Raw genomic sequence first — 13,656 nt, forward strand, 5'->3', positions numbered from 1 at the left:
ACTCCAGATCTCCTGCGAGAACCTCATATTTCGGATTTTTCGCCTGGCCTGGGGCGAGAATCAGCGACCGCTCAGCAACGCACCCGCGCCCGGGACGCGGGTGTCGAGTCCGAGTTCGGAAAGCAGGCCGTACGCGGTTGCGGTGGCCGCCGACAGCACCGGCAGGCCGGCCTCGTTCTCCACCGCCTGAAGCACGGGAAGCGACGGCATCTGCACGCACGCGGACAGCACCAGCGCGTCGGCGCCGGTCAGGTCGAGCCGCTTGACGTGGCCGCGCAGGTCCTCGGGGTCCAGGCGCGCCACTGCGATGTTGTCGGGCACTTCGAGGCTCAGCGCGTCGACCACGCCGATGCCGGCGTCCTCCAGGTACGCCACGACCAGATCGGTGAGCTGCCGCATGTACGGCGTCACGATCGCCACACGCGACGCGCCCAGTGCCCGGATGCCGGTGATCAGCGCGCCCGCGCTCGACACGACCGGCGCCTCGACGCCTTCCTCACGCAGCACGCCGGTGATCTCGTCCTCGGCGGTGCAGTGGTACCCGGGCCCCTGGGCCATGATGGCGACGAGGCACGCGGTCGCCACGGCGTCGGGGCGGGCGTCCGCGAGTTCCGCCGCCGCGCGCCGGGTCTGCGCGTTCATGCCGCGCAGTTCCTCGGGCGTGACGTGCTTCATCCGCATGCGGCTGCTGTGGAACACGAACCGCTCGCCGGGCAGCACGCTTTCCCGGGCCCGCATCAGGCGCGGCAGCTCGGTCTCCATGGTGAGGTTCGAGCTCGGCACGATCAGGCCGATGTGGTGGTCCGAAGGGGCTCCGGACGGCTCTTCGGAAGCGCGTCCCGAAGGGGCTCCGGAGGGGGCTCCGGACTGGGCTCCGGACTGGGCTCCGGAGGGGACGTGTGGTGCGGTCACGGGGACTCCATGCGGCGGCTACAACGCCTCGGTCAGGCCCTCCCAGTGACCTGCGAGGGCAGTCAGCAAATCCATCAACTGCTCGCGCTGCTCGACGTCGTACGGCTCCAGGAGCCGTTCGTCGAGCGCCCGCGCGCGCAGGTTGGCCTCGTGCAGAGACCGCTCACCGTCCTCGGTGAGGTAGAGCAGCTTGCGACGGCCGTCGTCGGCCGCGGTCTTGCGGACGATGAGCCCGCGGTTCTCCAGCCGCCGGGCGACGTCCGCCATGGTCGAGGTGTCCAGGGCCACGGCCGAGGCCAGCGAGCGCTGGTCCTGCCCGGGGCTCGCGTCGACGGCCGTGAGGACCGCGAACTGCGGCCCGGTGAGCACCGGGTCGACCGCTCGGACCCAGGCCGCCAGGTACGCCTGGTGCAGGCGCCGGACCTGGTATCCGGGCGCCGCGACCAGGACGGCGGGCGGGACGGGGGTGGACGGAGCGGACGCGGTCTGATCAGCCATGCGCCCATTTGAGCACGGCGTCCCCGCGTTCCGCGGCCGGCGTCTCCCACGCGCCCCCGCCGAGGTCAGGGCGTCATGCCGCGCAGCGCGCCACGCAACGCGCCGACGGCTTCGGACGGGTTGTCCCAGAAGACCATGTGCGCCGCTCCCGGGACCGCCGCGAAGGAGGCCTCCGGGTTGCGTGCGGCCGCCTCGGCGGCGCCCTCCGATGTGACGACGGGGCTCTCCGCGCCGTACAGGAACACGGCCGGGGCCGGCACCGAGGGCCACCACCGGAAGAAGTCCTCGGCCTCGAAGCCGCGGTGCGTCGCCGCGACGGCCTCCGGATCGCAGCTCGCCAGCCACCGGGCCCGCAGCTCCTGTTCGCGGCGCGGCCAGCGGGGCCAGGACGCGGCGACCCGCTCCGCGGTGGTGCCGTTCCGTGCCTCGGCGAGTTGGCCTAGAAAGGCGTCCGCGCTCGTCGGGTACGGCCCCCGGCCCGGCCCGCTGAGCGGCGGGTCGACCAGCACGGTGCCGCCGAGTGCCGCCTTGGCGCGTACCGCGACGGCCGCCGCGATCCGCGCGCCCAGCGAGTGGCCCACGAGGACGGGCGGCGGGCCGTCCGCGCACAAGGCGTCCAACACGGCCTCGGTGTCCTCGGCGTAGTCCTCCAACGTGTACGAGGGCCCCGAGTCGGACATCCCGCGTCCGCGCGCATCGACGACCAGGACCCGGTGGCTGTCGGCGAGTTCGCGGGCCACGAAGTCCATGCCGATCGCCGGCATCGTGATACCGGGCAGCAGCACGACCGGCGCCCGGCCGGCCTCGGGCGACGCCCGTTCCCCGGAGGCGGGGCCGGCGGGCCCGGCGTAGTCGAGGACGTGCAGTTGCAGGGACTCGGTGCGGACCCACCGGCTGTCGGCCGGTATGCCCGCGAGGTCGTCGAACGCCTCCCTGGTGACGATGCGGCCGGTCACGGGTTGCCTCCTTCCCACGCCCGCGTCGGGGCGCTTCGGTGCGTCTGCCCGGCGGGCCGGGCACCGCCGCTCGGGCGGGTGGTGCGGCGCGGCGGAGCGGGGACGAGCGCCCGCAGGTAGGCCACGGCGTGGTCGAGGCTCACGACGTCCCCGTACTTGGCGTGGATGTCGAACAGCGCGGCGTCGTGCGGTCCGCGCGCCCGGTCGCCCGCGCAGTCGGCGGGTACCAGGACGGCGAAGCCGGACTGCACGGCGTCGACGGCGGTCGCCCGGACGCACCCGCTGGTCGTCGCGCCGCACACGATCGCCGTGTCGCAGCCGAGTGCCGTGAGGTGCGCGGCCAACGACGTCCCGAAGAAGGCCGAGGCCCCCTTCTTGACGACCAGGTGGTCCGTGTCCTCGCGCGGCAGGCGGGGGTCGATCGCCACCTCCTCGGAGCCTTCGCGCAGCGCCCGCAGGCCGGGGGCCTTGCGCAGCCACGCGACGCCGTCGCCGTCCGCTTCCGCCGCCGTGTACGCGATGGCCGTGAACACCACGGGGGCGCCCGCGAAGCGTGCCGCGTCGACGAGTTCGGTGGTGGCCGCGACGACGCCGGTCAGGTCGGCGCCGGTCGGGTAAGCGGGTTCGGTGAACCCCCGGGTGAGGTCGACGACCACGACGGCGGGGCGCTTGCCCGCGCCGGCGGGGGCGCCGAACCCGGCTCGGTCGTAGATCTCCTCGGTCGGCATGCCGTACAGCGCGGCCGCGTTCACGCGGTGCCTCCCCGTGCGGCCTTGAGCTGTCGCTCGACGGACACGAGGCGGCCGAGCAGCCAGCCCTCGAACACGCCGAAGGCGAACGCTCCGACGACCGGTGCGTACTTGGCGTACTTCGCGAGCGCGGGTCCGGCGACCATCGCGAACCCGTCGAGTTCCGGGCCGCTCACCGGGGTGAACTCCGCGGCGGACGCTTGGGTGGGCGCCGAGGCGGACGCCTGGGTGGACGCCTGGTGGGATGCCGCGGCGGGCACCGGCTCGGATGCCGCGAGGCGGCCCGGGGCCGCGTCGCCGGAGCGGGAGGCCGACACCCCCGCGGTGGCGTTCGACGGTGCCGGCCCGGCATCCAGCAGACCGCCCAGGTTGCGGGCGAACTGCTGGAGGATGCGGTCCGACACGGCGGTGATGGCGCCCTTGCCGAACTGCGCGATCTTGCCCCGGATCACCAGGTCGGTGGCCAGGTCGAGGCGCGCGCCGCCGGGTGCGTCGGCGACCAGTACGGTGACCTCCGCCTCGGCGTCCCCGCTGCCGTGCGTGTCGGTGCCGCGGGCCTGGACCCGCAGGCGGCGGTTCGCCTCGTCGACCTCCAGGAATCGCACGGTCCCGGCGTACGCGGCGGTGATGGGGCCGACCTTGACCTTGACCCCGCCCTGCCAGGCGTCGCCGTCGCGGCCGCTGAGGACCGCGCCGGGCATGCAGGTGGCCACCCGCTCGACGTCGTTGATCAGTGCGAAGACCGCCGCGGGCGGCGCGGCGACCGGCACGGTGCTGGTGAACCGCATCACTTCTCCTTCGGGTTCCGGGCACGGCGCCGTGCGGCGCAGTGCTCGATCGCCTCGACGATCGGCTGGTAGCCCGTGCAGCGGCACAGGTTCGCGGCGACGACCTCGCGGATCTCGTCCTTGGCGGGGTCCGGGGTCCCGGCGAGGTAGCCCTCGGCGAGCATCAGGAACCCCGGGGTGCAGAAGCCGCACTGGAGTGCGTGGTGTTCGGTGAACGCCTGTTGCAGATCCCCGAGTTGCCGGCCGTCGGCGAGGGACTCGACGGTGCGCAGTGCCATGCCTTCGGCCTGCGCGGCGAACATCAGGCACGCGCGTACCGGACGTCCGTCGGCGAGGATCGTGCACGCGCCGCAGATGCCGTGCTCGCAGCCGACGTGGGTGCCGGTGAGACCGAGGTCGTGGCGCAGGACGTCGACGAGGGTCCGCCGTGGCTCGACCACGAGTTCGTGGCGCTCGCCGTTGACGTCGAGGGTGAGCAGCAGATGCGTCTCGCGGGACGCGGTCCCGGTCTCAGTCATGAGGCGTTCTCCAGGGCGCGCTGTACCGTTTCGGGGGTGACGGGGGTGTCGTCCAGTTCGACGCCGGTCGGGGCCAGCGCGTCGTTCACGGCGTTGAGCACGGCGGCCGGGGCGCCGATCGTGCCGCCCTCGCCGGCGCCCTTGGCGCCGGTCGAGGTGAACGCGCACGGCGTCTCCAGGTGGTGGATCGCCACGTCGGGGATCTCCCAGGCGGTCGGCACCTTGTAGTCCATGAAGCTGGTCGCCGACGGCTCGCCCTGCGCGTCGTAGGTGATCTGCTCGAACAGGGCGCCGGCGATGCCCTGGGCGATGCCGCCGCGGCACTGCCCCTCGACGACCTGCGGGTTGACCGCGACGCCGCAGTCCTCGACGCAGATGTAGCGCAGGATCTCGACGCGGCCGGTGCCCTCGTGGAGTTCGACGACGACGCCGTGTGTGGCGTTCGAGAAGGTGCCGTCGTCGAACACGTCGAAGCTCGCGACCGCGCTCAGCCCGGGTTCGGCGCCGTCGGGCAGCAAGTGCGAGCGCAGGTAGGCCACGTCGGCGATGTCGGCGTACGTCACCGCCCGTTCCGGCGCGTCGCGCAGCCGTATCCGCCCCGGCACGCGCTCGACCTCGCCGGGCTTCGCGTCGAGCAGGTGCGCGCCGATCTCCACGAGCTTGGCGCCGAGCTTGGCGGCGGCCCGGTGGACCGCGCTGCCGCCGACCACGATGGACCGGCTCGCGAACGTGCCCCAGCCGTACGTGACGCGGTCCGTATCGCCCTGGTGCAGGCGGACCTTCGCCAGTTCGACGCCGAGTTCGTCGGCGACGATCTGGGCGAGCGTCGTCTCGTGGCTCTGCCCGTGGTTCTGGGTGCCGCTGGTGACGGTGACGGCGCCGGTGGTGTCCATGCGAACCTCGGCGATGTCGAACCCGGGCACGACGCGCATCTTGCGGGCCGCGAACGCGGTCGAGCCGTAGCCGGTGCGCTCGCTGAAGCACGAGTAGCCGATGCCGAGGTGGCGGCCCTCGCGGCGGGCGGCGTCCCGGGCGTCGTACCAGCCCTCGTCCTTCAGGACGCGCTCGCACAGGTCGAGCGATTCCAGGTACGAGCCGGGGTCGTAGGTGATCCGGTTGACGCCGGTGTAGGGGAAGTCGGTGATGACGTTGCGGCGGCGTATCTCGACGGCGTCCAGGCCGAGTTCGCGGGCCGCGCGCTCCATGAGGCGTTCGACGACCATGACGTACTGCGGTCGGCTGACGCCGCGGTAGGGCGCCGTCGGGGCCTTGTTGGTGGTGACGGCCCGGCCGCGCACGCGGTACGCCGGGACCTTGTACACACTCGGCATCTCGGCGGACGCCATCAGCGGCTCGATGCCCGCGGTGAACGGGTAGCATGAGTACGCGCCCATGTCGCACACCACGTCGGCGTCGATGGCGAGGATGGCGCCGTCGGCGTCGAACGCGGCCCGCACGTCGTAGCGTTGCTCGCGGGCGAGGAAGGACGCGGTGAGCGCGTCCTTGCGGTCCTCGATCCACTTGACCGGCCGTCCGAGGCGCAGCGCGGCGGCCGCGGCGGCGATCTCCTCGCGCCCGACCACGCACTTCTGTCCAAAGCCGCCGCCCATGTCCGGAACCACGACGCGCACCGCGCGTTCGTCGAGGCCGAGGCAGGACGCCGCGACGGTGCGCACCTGATGGGGCGTCTGGGTGCAGGTGTGCAGGACTAGTTGGTCCTCCTTGGCGTCCCATGCGGCGACGGCGCCGCGGGTCTCCAGCGGAAGGGCGTTCTGGCGGCCGGTCTTGGTCCGGACGTGGACGACGCAGGGCGCGGCGGCGAAGACGTCGTCGATTCCCTCGGTGGCGAACATCGCGACGTCCACGAGGGTGTTCGCGGCGGCGGCCTCGTGGACGCGCGGGGCGCCGGAGGCGAGGGCCTGGGTGTCCGAGACGACGGGGGTCATGACGTCGTACGTCACCTTGGCCGCCTCGATGCCGTCCTCGGCCGCGTAGGGGTCGCGGGCGACGACGACGGCGAGCGGTTCGCCGACGTACCGCACGCGGTCGCGGGCCAGGATCGGCATGTCGGTGGGCACGAACTCGTGGAGCGGGCGGTCGAGGCGGGCGGAGATGTCGCCGAGGGCGAGATCGGCGGCGTCGAAGGCGGCGACCACGCCGGGGACACCGCGGACCGCGTCGAGGTCGAGGCCGGTGACGGCCGCGTGCGCCACGGTGCTGCGCACGAACTGCGCGTGCAGCATGCCGGGCAGGGTGATGTCGTCGACGAACCGGCCGCGGCCGGTGAGCAGACGGGGGTCCTCCCGGCGGCGGACCGAGGAGCCGACGAGGCGGCCGGAGGTTGCCGGGTTCATCGGGTCATCGCCTCCTCACAAGCGTCCTGGACGAGCGTCCGGATGAGCGTGCGCCGGTACGCGGCGCTGCCGTTGGCGTCGTGGGGCGGGTCTGCCGCGGCCGCCGCGGCGTGCGTGCAGGCGGTGAACAGTTCGGCCTCGGCGCCGGCCGCCGCCCCGACGGCGAGCACGGCCTCGGCCTCGGGCGAGCGCACCGGGGCCGGGGCGACGCCGCCGAGGGCGACCCGGCCGCCGCGTACCTCCCGCGCGGGTCCCAGATCGAGGGAGACGGCTGTCGAGACGATGGCGAAGTCGCCGCGTCGCTCGGCGAATTCGGTGAGGGCCGCATGCGGTGCCGGGGCGGGGAAGGTGATCTCGACCAGGATCTCGTCGGGTTCGAGTGCGGTGGTGTAGAAGCCGTGGAAGAACTCGGCGGCCGGGATCACGCGTCGGCCGTGGGGCCCGAGCGCGGTGAGCTCGGCGTCGAGCAGGACCGCGAGCAGGCACCACTCGGCGGTCGTGTCGCCGTGCGCGATGCTGCCGCCCACGGTCCCCCGGGTGCGGATCGGCAGGTGGCCAACCCAGGACATCGCGTCGCGCAGGACCCGGAAACCGGGGCCGATGACGCCGTCCGGCGCGGTCTCGACCGCGTGGTGCGTGGTCAGGGCGCCGATGCGCAGCGATCCGTCGGATTCGGCGCGCAGGTAGTCGAGTTCGCGCAGCCCGCCGATGTCGACCAGGTGGCCGGGGCGGGCGAGCCGGAAGTTCATCATGGGGACCAGGCTCTGGCCGCCCGCGATGACCTTGGCGTCGTCGCCGAGTTCGGCCAGGAGCCGGGCGGCGCCCGCGGCGTCGCGGGCCCGGTGGTAGGCAAAGGGTGCGGGCTTCACGGTGTCCGGCCTCCTTCCTGGATTCCTGGCTCCCGGGTGTTCGGGTCCTGGGTGCTCGGGTCCCGGGTGCTCGGGTCCTGGGTGCTCGGGTCTTCGGTGTCAGGACGGGTTGCGTTCGGGGCGGCTTCGTCGCTGATTGCTCGATTCAGCACCGGGTACCGCACGCTCACCGGGCGAACTGGTAGGCGAAGGCGCCCAGATCGGGGTCGTCGAGCGGCGTGCCGGACCACAGCCAGTCGTACGAGACGTCTGACTCGCCGGTGAAGCCCCGCCGCAGCAGCTCGTCGCGCGCCTCCTGCTCCGGCCCGTCGGGCAGGTGGTAGAAGGCCATGTTGCGGACGGACGCCTCCTGCACCATGCCGGCGTGCTTGGCGCGGCGGTCTACGTACCGGCGCAGCGCGCCCTCGATGCCGGCCCCGGTCACCCGGCCCAACTCCTCGGCCAGCACTGCCGCGTCCTCCATCGCCTGGGACGCGCCCTGCGCCTGGTAGGGCAGCATCGCGTGGCACGAGTCGCCGAGCAGCGCGACGTGGCCGTCCATCCAGACCGGGTCGCGGCGCCGGTGGTACAGGGCGAAGCACGCGACATCCTCCTTGGCCTTGGAGAGCATCGCCGGGACCCGGTCGTCCCATCCGGCGAATGCCTCGACGAGGGCTTCGGCGCTGGACGCGACGGTCCACTTCTCGGCGACCTCGTCGGTGCAGGGCACACAGCCCACGACGTTGAGGAACTCGCCCTGGCGGATCATGTAGTGCACGAGATGGCGGTCGGGGCCGTACCAAATGGTGCTCTGGTAGCGGTCGACAAGCCACCGGGTGGCCGGGTCGGCGGCGACCAGGTCTCCGGGGACGAGCGCACGGAACGCCATCTCCCCGGAGAACTCCAGGGTGTCGGGGGCGCCCATGAGGTCCCGGACCGCGGAGCGGATGCCGTCGGCGCCGATGAGCACGTCGCCGGCGTACCGGGTGCCGTCCGCGGTGACGGCGACCGGGCGGGCGGGGTCGGTGCGGTCGAGACCGGTGACCTTGCTGTCGGTGCGCACCACCACCACCGGGCCGGGACCGTTCGGGTCGACGCAGGCGTCGAGGATCACGCGGTGCAGGTCGGCGCGGTGGTAGTGCCAGTAAGGCGCGTTGTAGTTGCGCTTGCAGAACTCACCGAGCGGGGTGAGCCCGATGACGCTGCCGTCCTTCCATCGCCTGCGCACCTGGTCGAGGGGTTCGGTGCGGATCGCCGCCAGCGGCGCGCGCAGGCCGAGGCCGAGCAGGATGCGGCTGGCGTTCGGCGCGGTCTGGATGCCCGCGCCGATCTCACCGAGCTCCGACGCCTGTTCCAGTACGGTCACCCGCACACCGCGCTGACGCAGCGCCAACGCGGCGGTCAGCCCGCCGAGTCCGCCGCCGACGACGGTGACTTCGAACGACTGGGTGAGCGACGGGGTCGAGGCCACGGTCTCTTGTCTCCTTGGGAGGTGCGGGAGATGAGGTCGGAGAGGAGCTGCGGGCGGATCGTCGGGGCGATCCGCCGGCGGGGGTAAGGGCGTTCAGGCGGGCAGACGCCCGGCGACCACGACGTCGGTGCCGTCGACCGACACCGTGCAGCCGCGCATCGCGATGTCGAGGTGGGCGTACGACTCGCGGCCGAGCACCGGGTGCGGCCCGGTGGACCACAGGAAGTTCCCGGCGAACGCGCGGGCGTCCATGCCCATGAGGTCGCCCTTGCCGTACATGGCGGTGGCGAACCAGTCGGCGGTGCGCATGAGTCCCCAGCCCATGTGGGAGAGGCTGCGGGCCCACCGGTCGTCGGCGTCCTCGAAGAAGGTCGCGAGCATGTGCGCCTCGGCGCCGCCGGAGACGTCCTCGATGTGCCCGTCGACGACCGTCAGGGCGACCGGGTCGTGGACGTACTCCTTGAACGGCAGCAGGATGTCGCCGGGGGCGAGCACGATGCGGCCGTTGCTGATCTCCGGCCAGCACAGGACCATGGTGCTGGGCCAGTGGTCCCAGCGCCCCGGGTCATCGGCGAAGCCGCACTGGAACTCGGGTTTGGCGCCCCCGAGTTGCACGTCGAGTTCGGTGCCCGCGGCGGACCTCACGAGCATCGTCGACGCGGACCTGAGCAGGTCGACGCCCTTGAGCACGTCGGCCTTGTCCGACTCCTTGGGGAGGTTGCGGATCAGGACGTCCGGTGCGTCGCAGACGAAGATGATGCGGGTGCCCGAGCGCAGGATCTCCTGCTGCACCGGGGCGTGGATGAAGCCTTCCTGCGTCAGGTCGACCACCAGGTCCGCCGACTTGAGCAGGTCCTGTGCGGCGCGGTCCGCCAGCACGGAGGAGAGTCCGGGGCCGGCCCCGGTGCGTGTGCTCGGCATCGGTGCCGGGCTGCCGCCGGGGACCGTGGCGGCGATGACGTGCGCGCCGCAGGCTTTCGCGGCGCCGAACGCGGCGGCGACGTAGTCGCCCCGGCTGGCGGGCTCGGCGAGCACGACGACGTGCTCGCCGGGCGTCAGCTTGCACAGCTGCAGCTCGCGGGTGAACGCGTCGAGCAGGTCCGCTGCGGACAAATCGAACACGGTGCCGCTCCAAGACTCGGGTCGGGTGCCGGACGCCGCGCCGGGCCGCCGGGATTCGGCGGTACGTCGGCGGGTACGGCGGGGATCCGTGGCGGGTGGGCAGGCCGAGCGGGCCCTCGGGCAGGGCTCGGCCGACGAGCTTCGGTCGGGCGGCGGACCGCCCGACGGAGATAATCCGAACACGTACTATCTCCGTCGTGCAAGGCCCCGGAGCCGAGTTAACCGGGTTGTTTCATTCCGCTCCGTCGGACAACCGTTCGGTCGGGGCCTGCCGCCCGACGCCGGCACCGCACTCCGCCCGGCCGCGTTCGCGCTGGTCACCGGGCGTGGCCCACATGACGGAATCGGCCACTCCGATGGCCTGGAGATCACCCTCCCGGACACGCTTTGCTGAGATCGGGCAAGTCGCCACGTGCAGGAATCCCACGATCCGGGGAAAAGCCATGGAACATTCCCGCACCGCGCGGACCGGTGCCGACGAAGCCGCCCGCGGCCACGGCGATGTCGACGAACTCGACCTCGTCCTCGTCAACGCACTCCAATTGCGCCCGCGCGCCACCTGGACCGAACTCGCGCCGATCCTGCGGGTCGACGCGGTCACGCTCGCCCGCCGCTGGCGCCGCCTGGTGCGCGGCGGCCGCGCCTGGGTCACGTGCTACCCCCGCATGGGGCACCTGGCCGACACCGACGGCGGCCTGGCGCTCATCGAAGTCGACACCGCCCGCGGGGCGTTGCACGACGTCGCGGCCCAACTGGCGGACGACCCGCACGCCGTCTCGGTGGAACGCGTCACCGGCGGCCACGACCTCCTGGTCTCCGTCATGGCCGCGCGCATGCCCGACCTCCTCTCCTACCTGCAGCACCGCTTCACCGGGATCCCCGGGGTGCTGGCGACGCGCACCCATCTGGTGACGCGCCTCTACACCGAGGCCGGGGGCTGGCGCCTGTGCGCACTGGACGCCGCCCAACGCGCCGCCCTCGCCGCACTCCCCCGCCCGCGCCCCACAGCGGCGTGCCTGGCGCCCTCGGACTCGGAGTTGATCGTGGCCCTGTCCGCGGACGGCCGCGCCTCCCACACCGACCTCGCCGCCGCCACCGGAACCAGCACCACCACCGTGGCCCGCCGGCTGCAACGCCTGGCCTCCGCCGACCTGGTACGGCTGCGCTGCGAGGTCGCCCAACCGATCTCCGGCTGGCCGATCCGCGCCTCGTTGTGGCTGCGCGTACCGCCCACGGCGCTCGACGCGGCGGCCCGGCAACTGGCGGCGTACCCGGAGGTGCGCGTCGTCGCGGCGGTCGCCGGACACGCCAACCTCTTCCTCGGCGTCTGGCTGCGGCAGGTCTCCGACGTCCCCCGACTGGAGGTCGAACTCCTTGGCCGCTCCCCGGACATCAGGGTGGTCGACCGGTCCGTGACGGTCGGCACCGCGAAGCAGATGGGCCGGGTGCTCGACGAACGCGGGTTCGCGGTGCGGCACGTGCCGCTCACCGTGTGGGACGCCACGGAGACCGCCGTACGCCCCGCCCACACCCCCGCCCCGGACACGCGGCCGACTCGCAGGCCGAGTTCATCCGGGCCTACGGCGCCGACCCGCTCGCGCTGTGGGGCGACCTGCGGAAGCAGCCGATGATTTGGGCCGCCAACAATCCCACCGACCAGGTCTGGCGCCTTCGCGGACTGCCGCTGTATGTGTCGGGAGGAGACGGGAACCCCGGGCCCTTGGACCCGCCGGGGACGAAGTTCGACCCGATGGAGGCGATCTTCGGTCCGATGTCGAACGACTTCGTGGCGGCGGGCCGCCGGGCCGGCCTGCGGATCACCGCGCGCCTGGGTGCCGGGACGCACACGATGCCGTACTGGCAGCACCACCTGCACCAGTCGTTCCCCAAGCTCATGGACGTGATCTGTGGCTGAAGCACCATCAGAGGAGATCACCCGCACCGACGACGGTCTGTGCGACTTCACGGCGCGGGAGTTGTCCGCGCTGCTGTCGGCGCGGGAGGTCTCCGCGCGCGAGGTGGTGCAGGCGCACCTCGCGCGCATCGAACGCACCAATCCGGCGGTCAACGCGATCGTCACGCTCGTACCGGAACAGGCACTGGCCGAGGCCCACGAGGCCGACCAGCGGCTGGCCCGGGGCGCCGACGTCGGGCCGCTGCACGGCCTGCCGATCGCGCACAAGGACACCCACGACACCGCGGGGATCCTGACGACGTACGGCACGCCGCTGCTCGCCGACAACGTCCCGGACCGGGACGAGTTGATCGTCGAACGCATGCGGGCCGCCGGGGCGATCACGATCGGAAAGACGAACGTCCCCGAATTCGCGGCGGGTTCGCACACGTTCAACCCGGTGTTCGGGGCGACGCGGAACCCGTACGACCTGTCCCGGTCCGCGGGCGGCAGCAGCGGCGGCGCGGCCGCCGCCCTCGCCTGCGGAATGCAGCCGCTCGCGGACGGCAGCGACATGGGCGGTTCGCTGCGCAACCCGGCGTCGTACTGCAACGTCGTCGGGTTCCGCCCGTCCCCGGGGCGGGTGCCGACCTGGCCCGAGGACACCGCGTGGGCGACCATGGCCGTGCAGGGCCCGATGGCACGCAACGTCGCCGACACCGCGCTGCTGCTGTCGGTGATGGCCGGTCCGGACCCGCGGTCGCCGATCTCCCTGGAGACGCCCGGCAGTTCCTTCCGCAGGTCGCTGCACTGCGACCCGGCCGGACTGCGGGTGGCGTGGTCGCCGGACCTCGGCGGGCGGCTGCCGGTCGAGCCCGCGGTCGCCGCGGTGGTCGAGGACGCCGCGCTGGTGTTCACCGAACTGGGTGCCGAAGTGGTCCAGGACTGCCCGGACTTCACCGGTGCGGAAGAGGTCTTCCGTACGCTCCGCGCCTGGCAGTTCGAGGCGGGGCTCGGGGCCGTGCTGGCCCGCGAGCCCGACTCCGTCAAGTTCGACCTCGCCGACAACATCCGGCAGGGCATCGGGCTGGTGGGGGCCGACATCGCGCGTGCCGAGAAGCTGCACGGCGCGCTGTTCCACCGCATGCGGGCGTTCTTCGAGCGGTACGACGTACTGCTCCTGCCGGTCAGCCAACTCGTGCCGTTCCCAGTGGAGTGGGAGTGGCCGCGCGAGGTGGCGGACGTGCCGATGCACTCGTACCTGGACTGGATGCGGTCCGCGTACTACGTGTCGGCCACCGGGTGTCCGGCGCTGTCGGTGCCGGGCGGGTTCACCCCGGACGGCCTGCCGGTCGGGGTCCAGATGGTGGGCGCGCACCGCGCGGACTTCACCGTCCTCCAGGCCGGCTACGCCTTCGAGCAGGCGACCTTGTACGGGGACCGCAGGCCGGAACTCTGACCCCGCGCAACCCTGCCGGGGCAAGAGGACGGCGGCGGGCCCGCGCGGGTCGGCGGGGGCGGCTGGGGCGGGACACGGTTCCGTCCC

The 13,656-nt window shown here is 72.9% G+C and carries 13 protein-coding genes; 3 read left to right on the forward strand and 10 right to left on the reverse strand.

Annotated elements, in window-relative coordinates:
• Nucleotides 1-60: 60 nt before the first annotated feature.
• From ACWD12_RS10580 to ACWD12_RS10625, 10 genes are all read right to left on the reverse strand, one after another.
• Nucleotides 61-795: a maleate cis-trans isomerase family protein gene (locus ACWD12_RS10580; protein WP_450099376.1), complete on the reverse strand. Its 735-nt coding sequence runs from the start codon at nt 793-795 to the stop codon at nt 61-63.
• A 135-nt stretch (nt 796-930) separates the two neighbouring features.
• Nucleotides 931-1,410, reverse strand: coding sequence for a MarR family winged helix-turn-helix transcriptional regulator (locus ACWD12_RS10585; RefSeq protein WP_450099201.1), 480 nt, complete (start codon nt 1,408-1,410; stop codon nt 931-933).
• A 65-nt stretch (nt 1,411-1,475) separates the two neighbouring features.
• A complete protein-coding gene (locus tag ACWD12_RS10590) occupies nt 1,476-2,366 on the reverse strand; it encodes an alpha/beta fold hydrolase (protein WP_450099202.1) in 891 nt (296 codons plus the stop codon).
• Nucleotides 2,363-3,094 carry an isochorismatase family protein gene (locus ACWD12_RS10595; protein ID WP_450099377.1) on the reverse strand — a complete coding sequence of 244 codons (732 nt, stop codon included), beginning with the start codon at nt 3,092-3,094 and terminating at the stop codon, nt 2,363-2,365. The genes ACWD12_RS10590 and ACWD12_RS10595 overlap by 4 nt, the downstream gene beginning before the upstream one ends.
• Before the next feature lie 20 nt (nt 3,095-3,114).
• Nucleotides 3,115-3,903: an SRPBCC family protein gene (locus tag ACWD12_RS10600; protein ID WP_450099203.1), complete on the reverse strand. Its 789-nt coding sequence runs from the start codon at nt 3,901-3,903 to the stop codon at nt 3,115-3,117.
• On the reverse strand, nt 3,903-4,421 hold the full coding sequence (locus ACWD12_RS10605) for a (2Fe-2S)-binding protein (protein ID WP_450099204.1): 519 nt from the start codon (nt 4,419-4,421) through the stop codon (nt 3,903-3,905). Before ACWD12_RS10605 ends, ACWD12_RS10600 begins: the two co-directional genes overlap by 1 nt.
• The gene (locus ACWD12_RS10610) at nt 4,418-6,775 is read right to left on the reverse strand and encodes a xanthine dehydrogenase family protein molybdopterin-binding subunit (RefSeq protein WP_450099205.1); all 2,358 of its coding nucleotides are present in this window, start codon (nt 6,773-6,775) and stop codon (nt 4,418-4,420) included. Before ACWD12_RS10610 ends, ACWD12_RS10605 begins: the two co-directional genes overlap by 4 nt.
• Nucleotides 6,772-7,644 (reverse strand): FAD binding domain-containing protein, encoded by an 873-nt coding sequence (locus ACWD12_RS10615; RefSeq protein WP_450099206.1) that lies wholly within the window; start codon nt 7,642-7,644, stop codon nt 6,772-6,774. Before ACWD12_RS10615 ends, ACWD12_RS10610 begins: the two co-directional genes overlap by 4 nt.
• Nucleotides 7,645-7,810: 166 nt before the next feature.
• On the reverse strand, nt 7,811-9,094 hold the full coding sequence (locus tag ACWD12_RS10620) for an FAD-dependent monooxygenase (RefSeq protein WP_450099207.1): 1,284 nt from the start codon (nt 9,092-9,094) through the stop codon (nt 7,811-7,813).
• A gap of 93 nt (nt 9,095-9,187) precedes the next feature.
• Nucleotides 9,188-10,216 carry a hypothetical protein gene (locus tag ACWD12_RS10625; RefSeq protein ID WP_450099208.1) on the reverse strand — a complete coding sequence of 343 codons (1,029 nt, stop codon included), beginning with the start codon at nt 10,214-10,216 and terminating at the stop codon, nt 9,188-9,190.
• A gap of 443 nt (nt 10,217-10,659) precedes the next feature.
• Between ACWD12_RS10625 and ACWD12_RS10630 the strand changes: the two genes are divergently transcribed.
• From ACWD12_RS10630 to ACWD12_RS10640, 3 genes are read left to right on the forward strand one after another with little or no spacing between them, the layout of a single operon-like run.
• Nucleotides 10,660-11,847 carry an Lrp/AsnC family transcriptional regulator gene (locus tag ACWD12_RS10630; protein WP_450099209.1) on the forward strand — a complete coding sequence of 396 codons (1,188 nt, stop codon included), beginning with the start codon at nt 10,660-10,662 and terminating at the stop codon, nt 11,845-11,847.
• Nucleotides 11,844-12,131: a hypothetical protein gene (locus tag ACWD12_RS10635; protein ID WP_450099210.1), complete on the forward strand. Its 288-nt coding sequence runs from the start codon at nt 11,844-11,846 to the stop codon at nt 12,129-12,131. Before ACWD12_RS10630 ends, ACWD12_RS10635 begins: the two co-directional genes overlap by 4 nt.
• Complete coding sequence (locus tag ACWD12_RS10640; RefSeq protein WP_450099211.1) at nt 12,124-13,569, forward strand: amidase; 1,446 nt, start codon at nt 12,124-12,126, stop codon at nt 13,567-13,569. Before ACWD12_RS10635 ends, ACWD12_RS10640 begins: the two co-directional genes overlap by 8 nt.
• The last annotated feature ends 87 nt before the right edge of the window (nt 13,570-13,656 follow it).

Source organism: Streptodolium elevatio, from assembly GCF_053592165.1.

Bases quoted from the DNA above. Each gene is read 5' to 3' on its own strand.
- ACWD12_RS10605 (WP_450099204.1), bottom strand. From the start codon at position 4,421: ATGACTGAGACCGGGACCGCGTCCCGCGAGACGCATCTGCTGCTCACC.
- ACWD12_RS10630 (WP_450099209.1), top strand. From the start codon at position 10,660: ATGGAACATTCCCGCACCGCGCGGACCGGTGCCGACGAAGCCGCCCGC.
- ACWD12_RS10635 (WP_450099210.1), top strand. From the start codon at position 11,844: ATGATTTGGGCCGCCAACAATCCCACCGACCAGGTCTGGCGCCTTCGC.
- ACWD12_RS10585 (WP_450099201.1), bottom strand. From the start codon at position 1,410: ATGGCTGATCAGACCGCGTCCGCTCCGTCCACCCCCGTCCCGCCCGCC.
- ACWD12_RS10610 (WP_450099205.1), bottom strand. From the start codon at position 6,775: ATGAACCCGGCAACCTCCGGCCGCCTCGTCGGCTCCTCGGTCCGCCGC.
- ACWD12_RS10600 (WP_450099203.1), bottom strand. From the start codon at position 3,903: ATGCGGTTCACCAGCACCGTGCCGGTCGCCGCGCCGCCCGCGGCGGTC.
- ACWD12_RS10595 (WP_450099377.1), bottom strand. From the start codon at position 3,094: ATGCCGACCGAGGAGATCTACGACCGAGCCGGGTTCGGCGCCCCCGCC.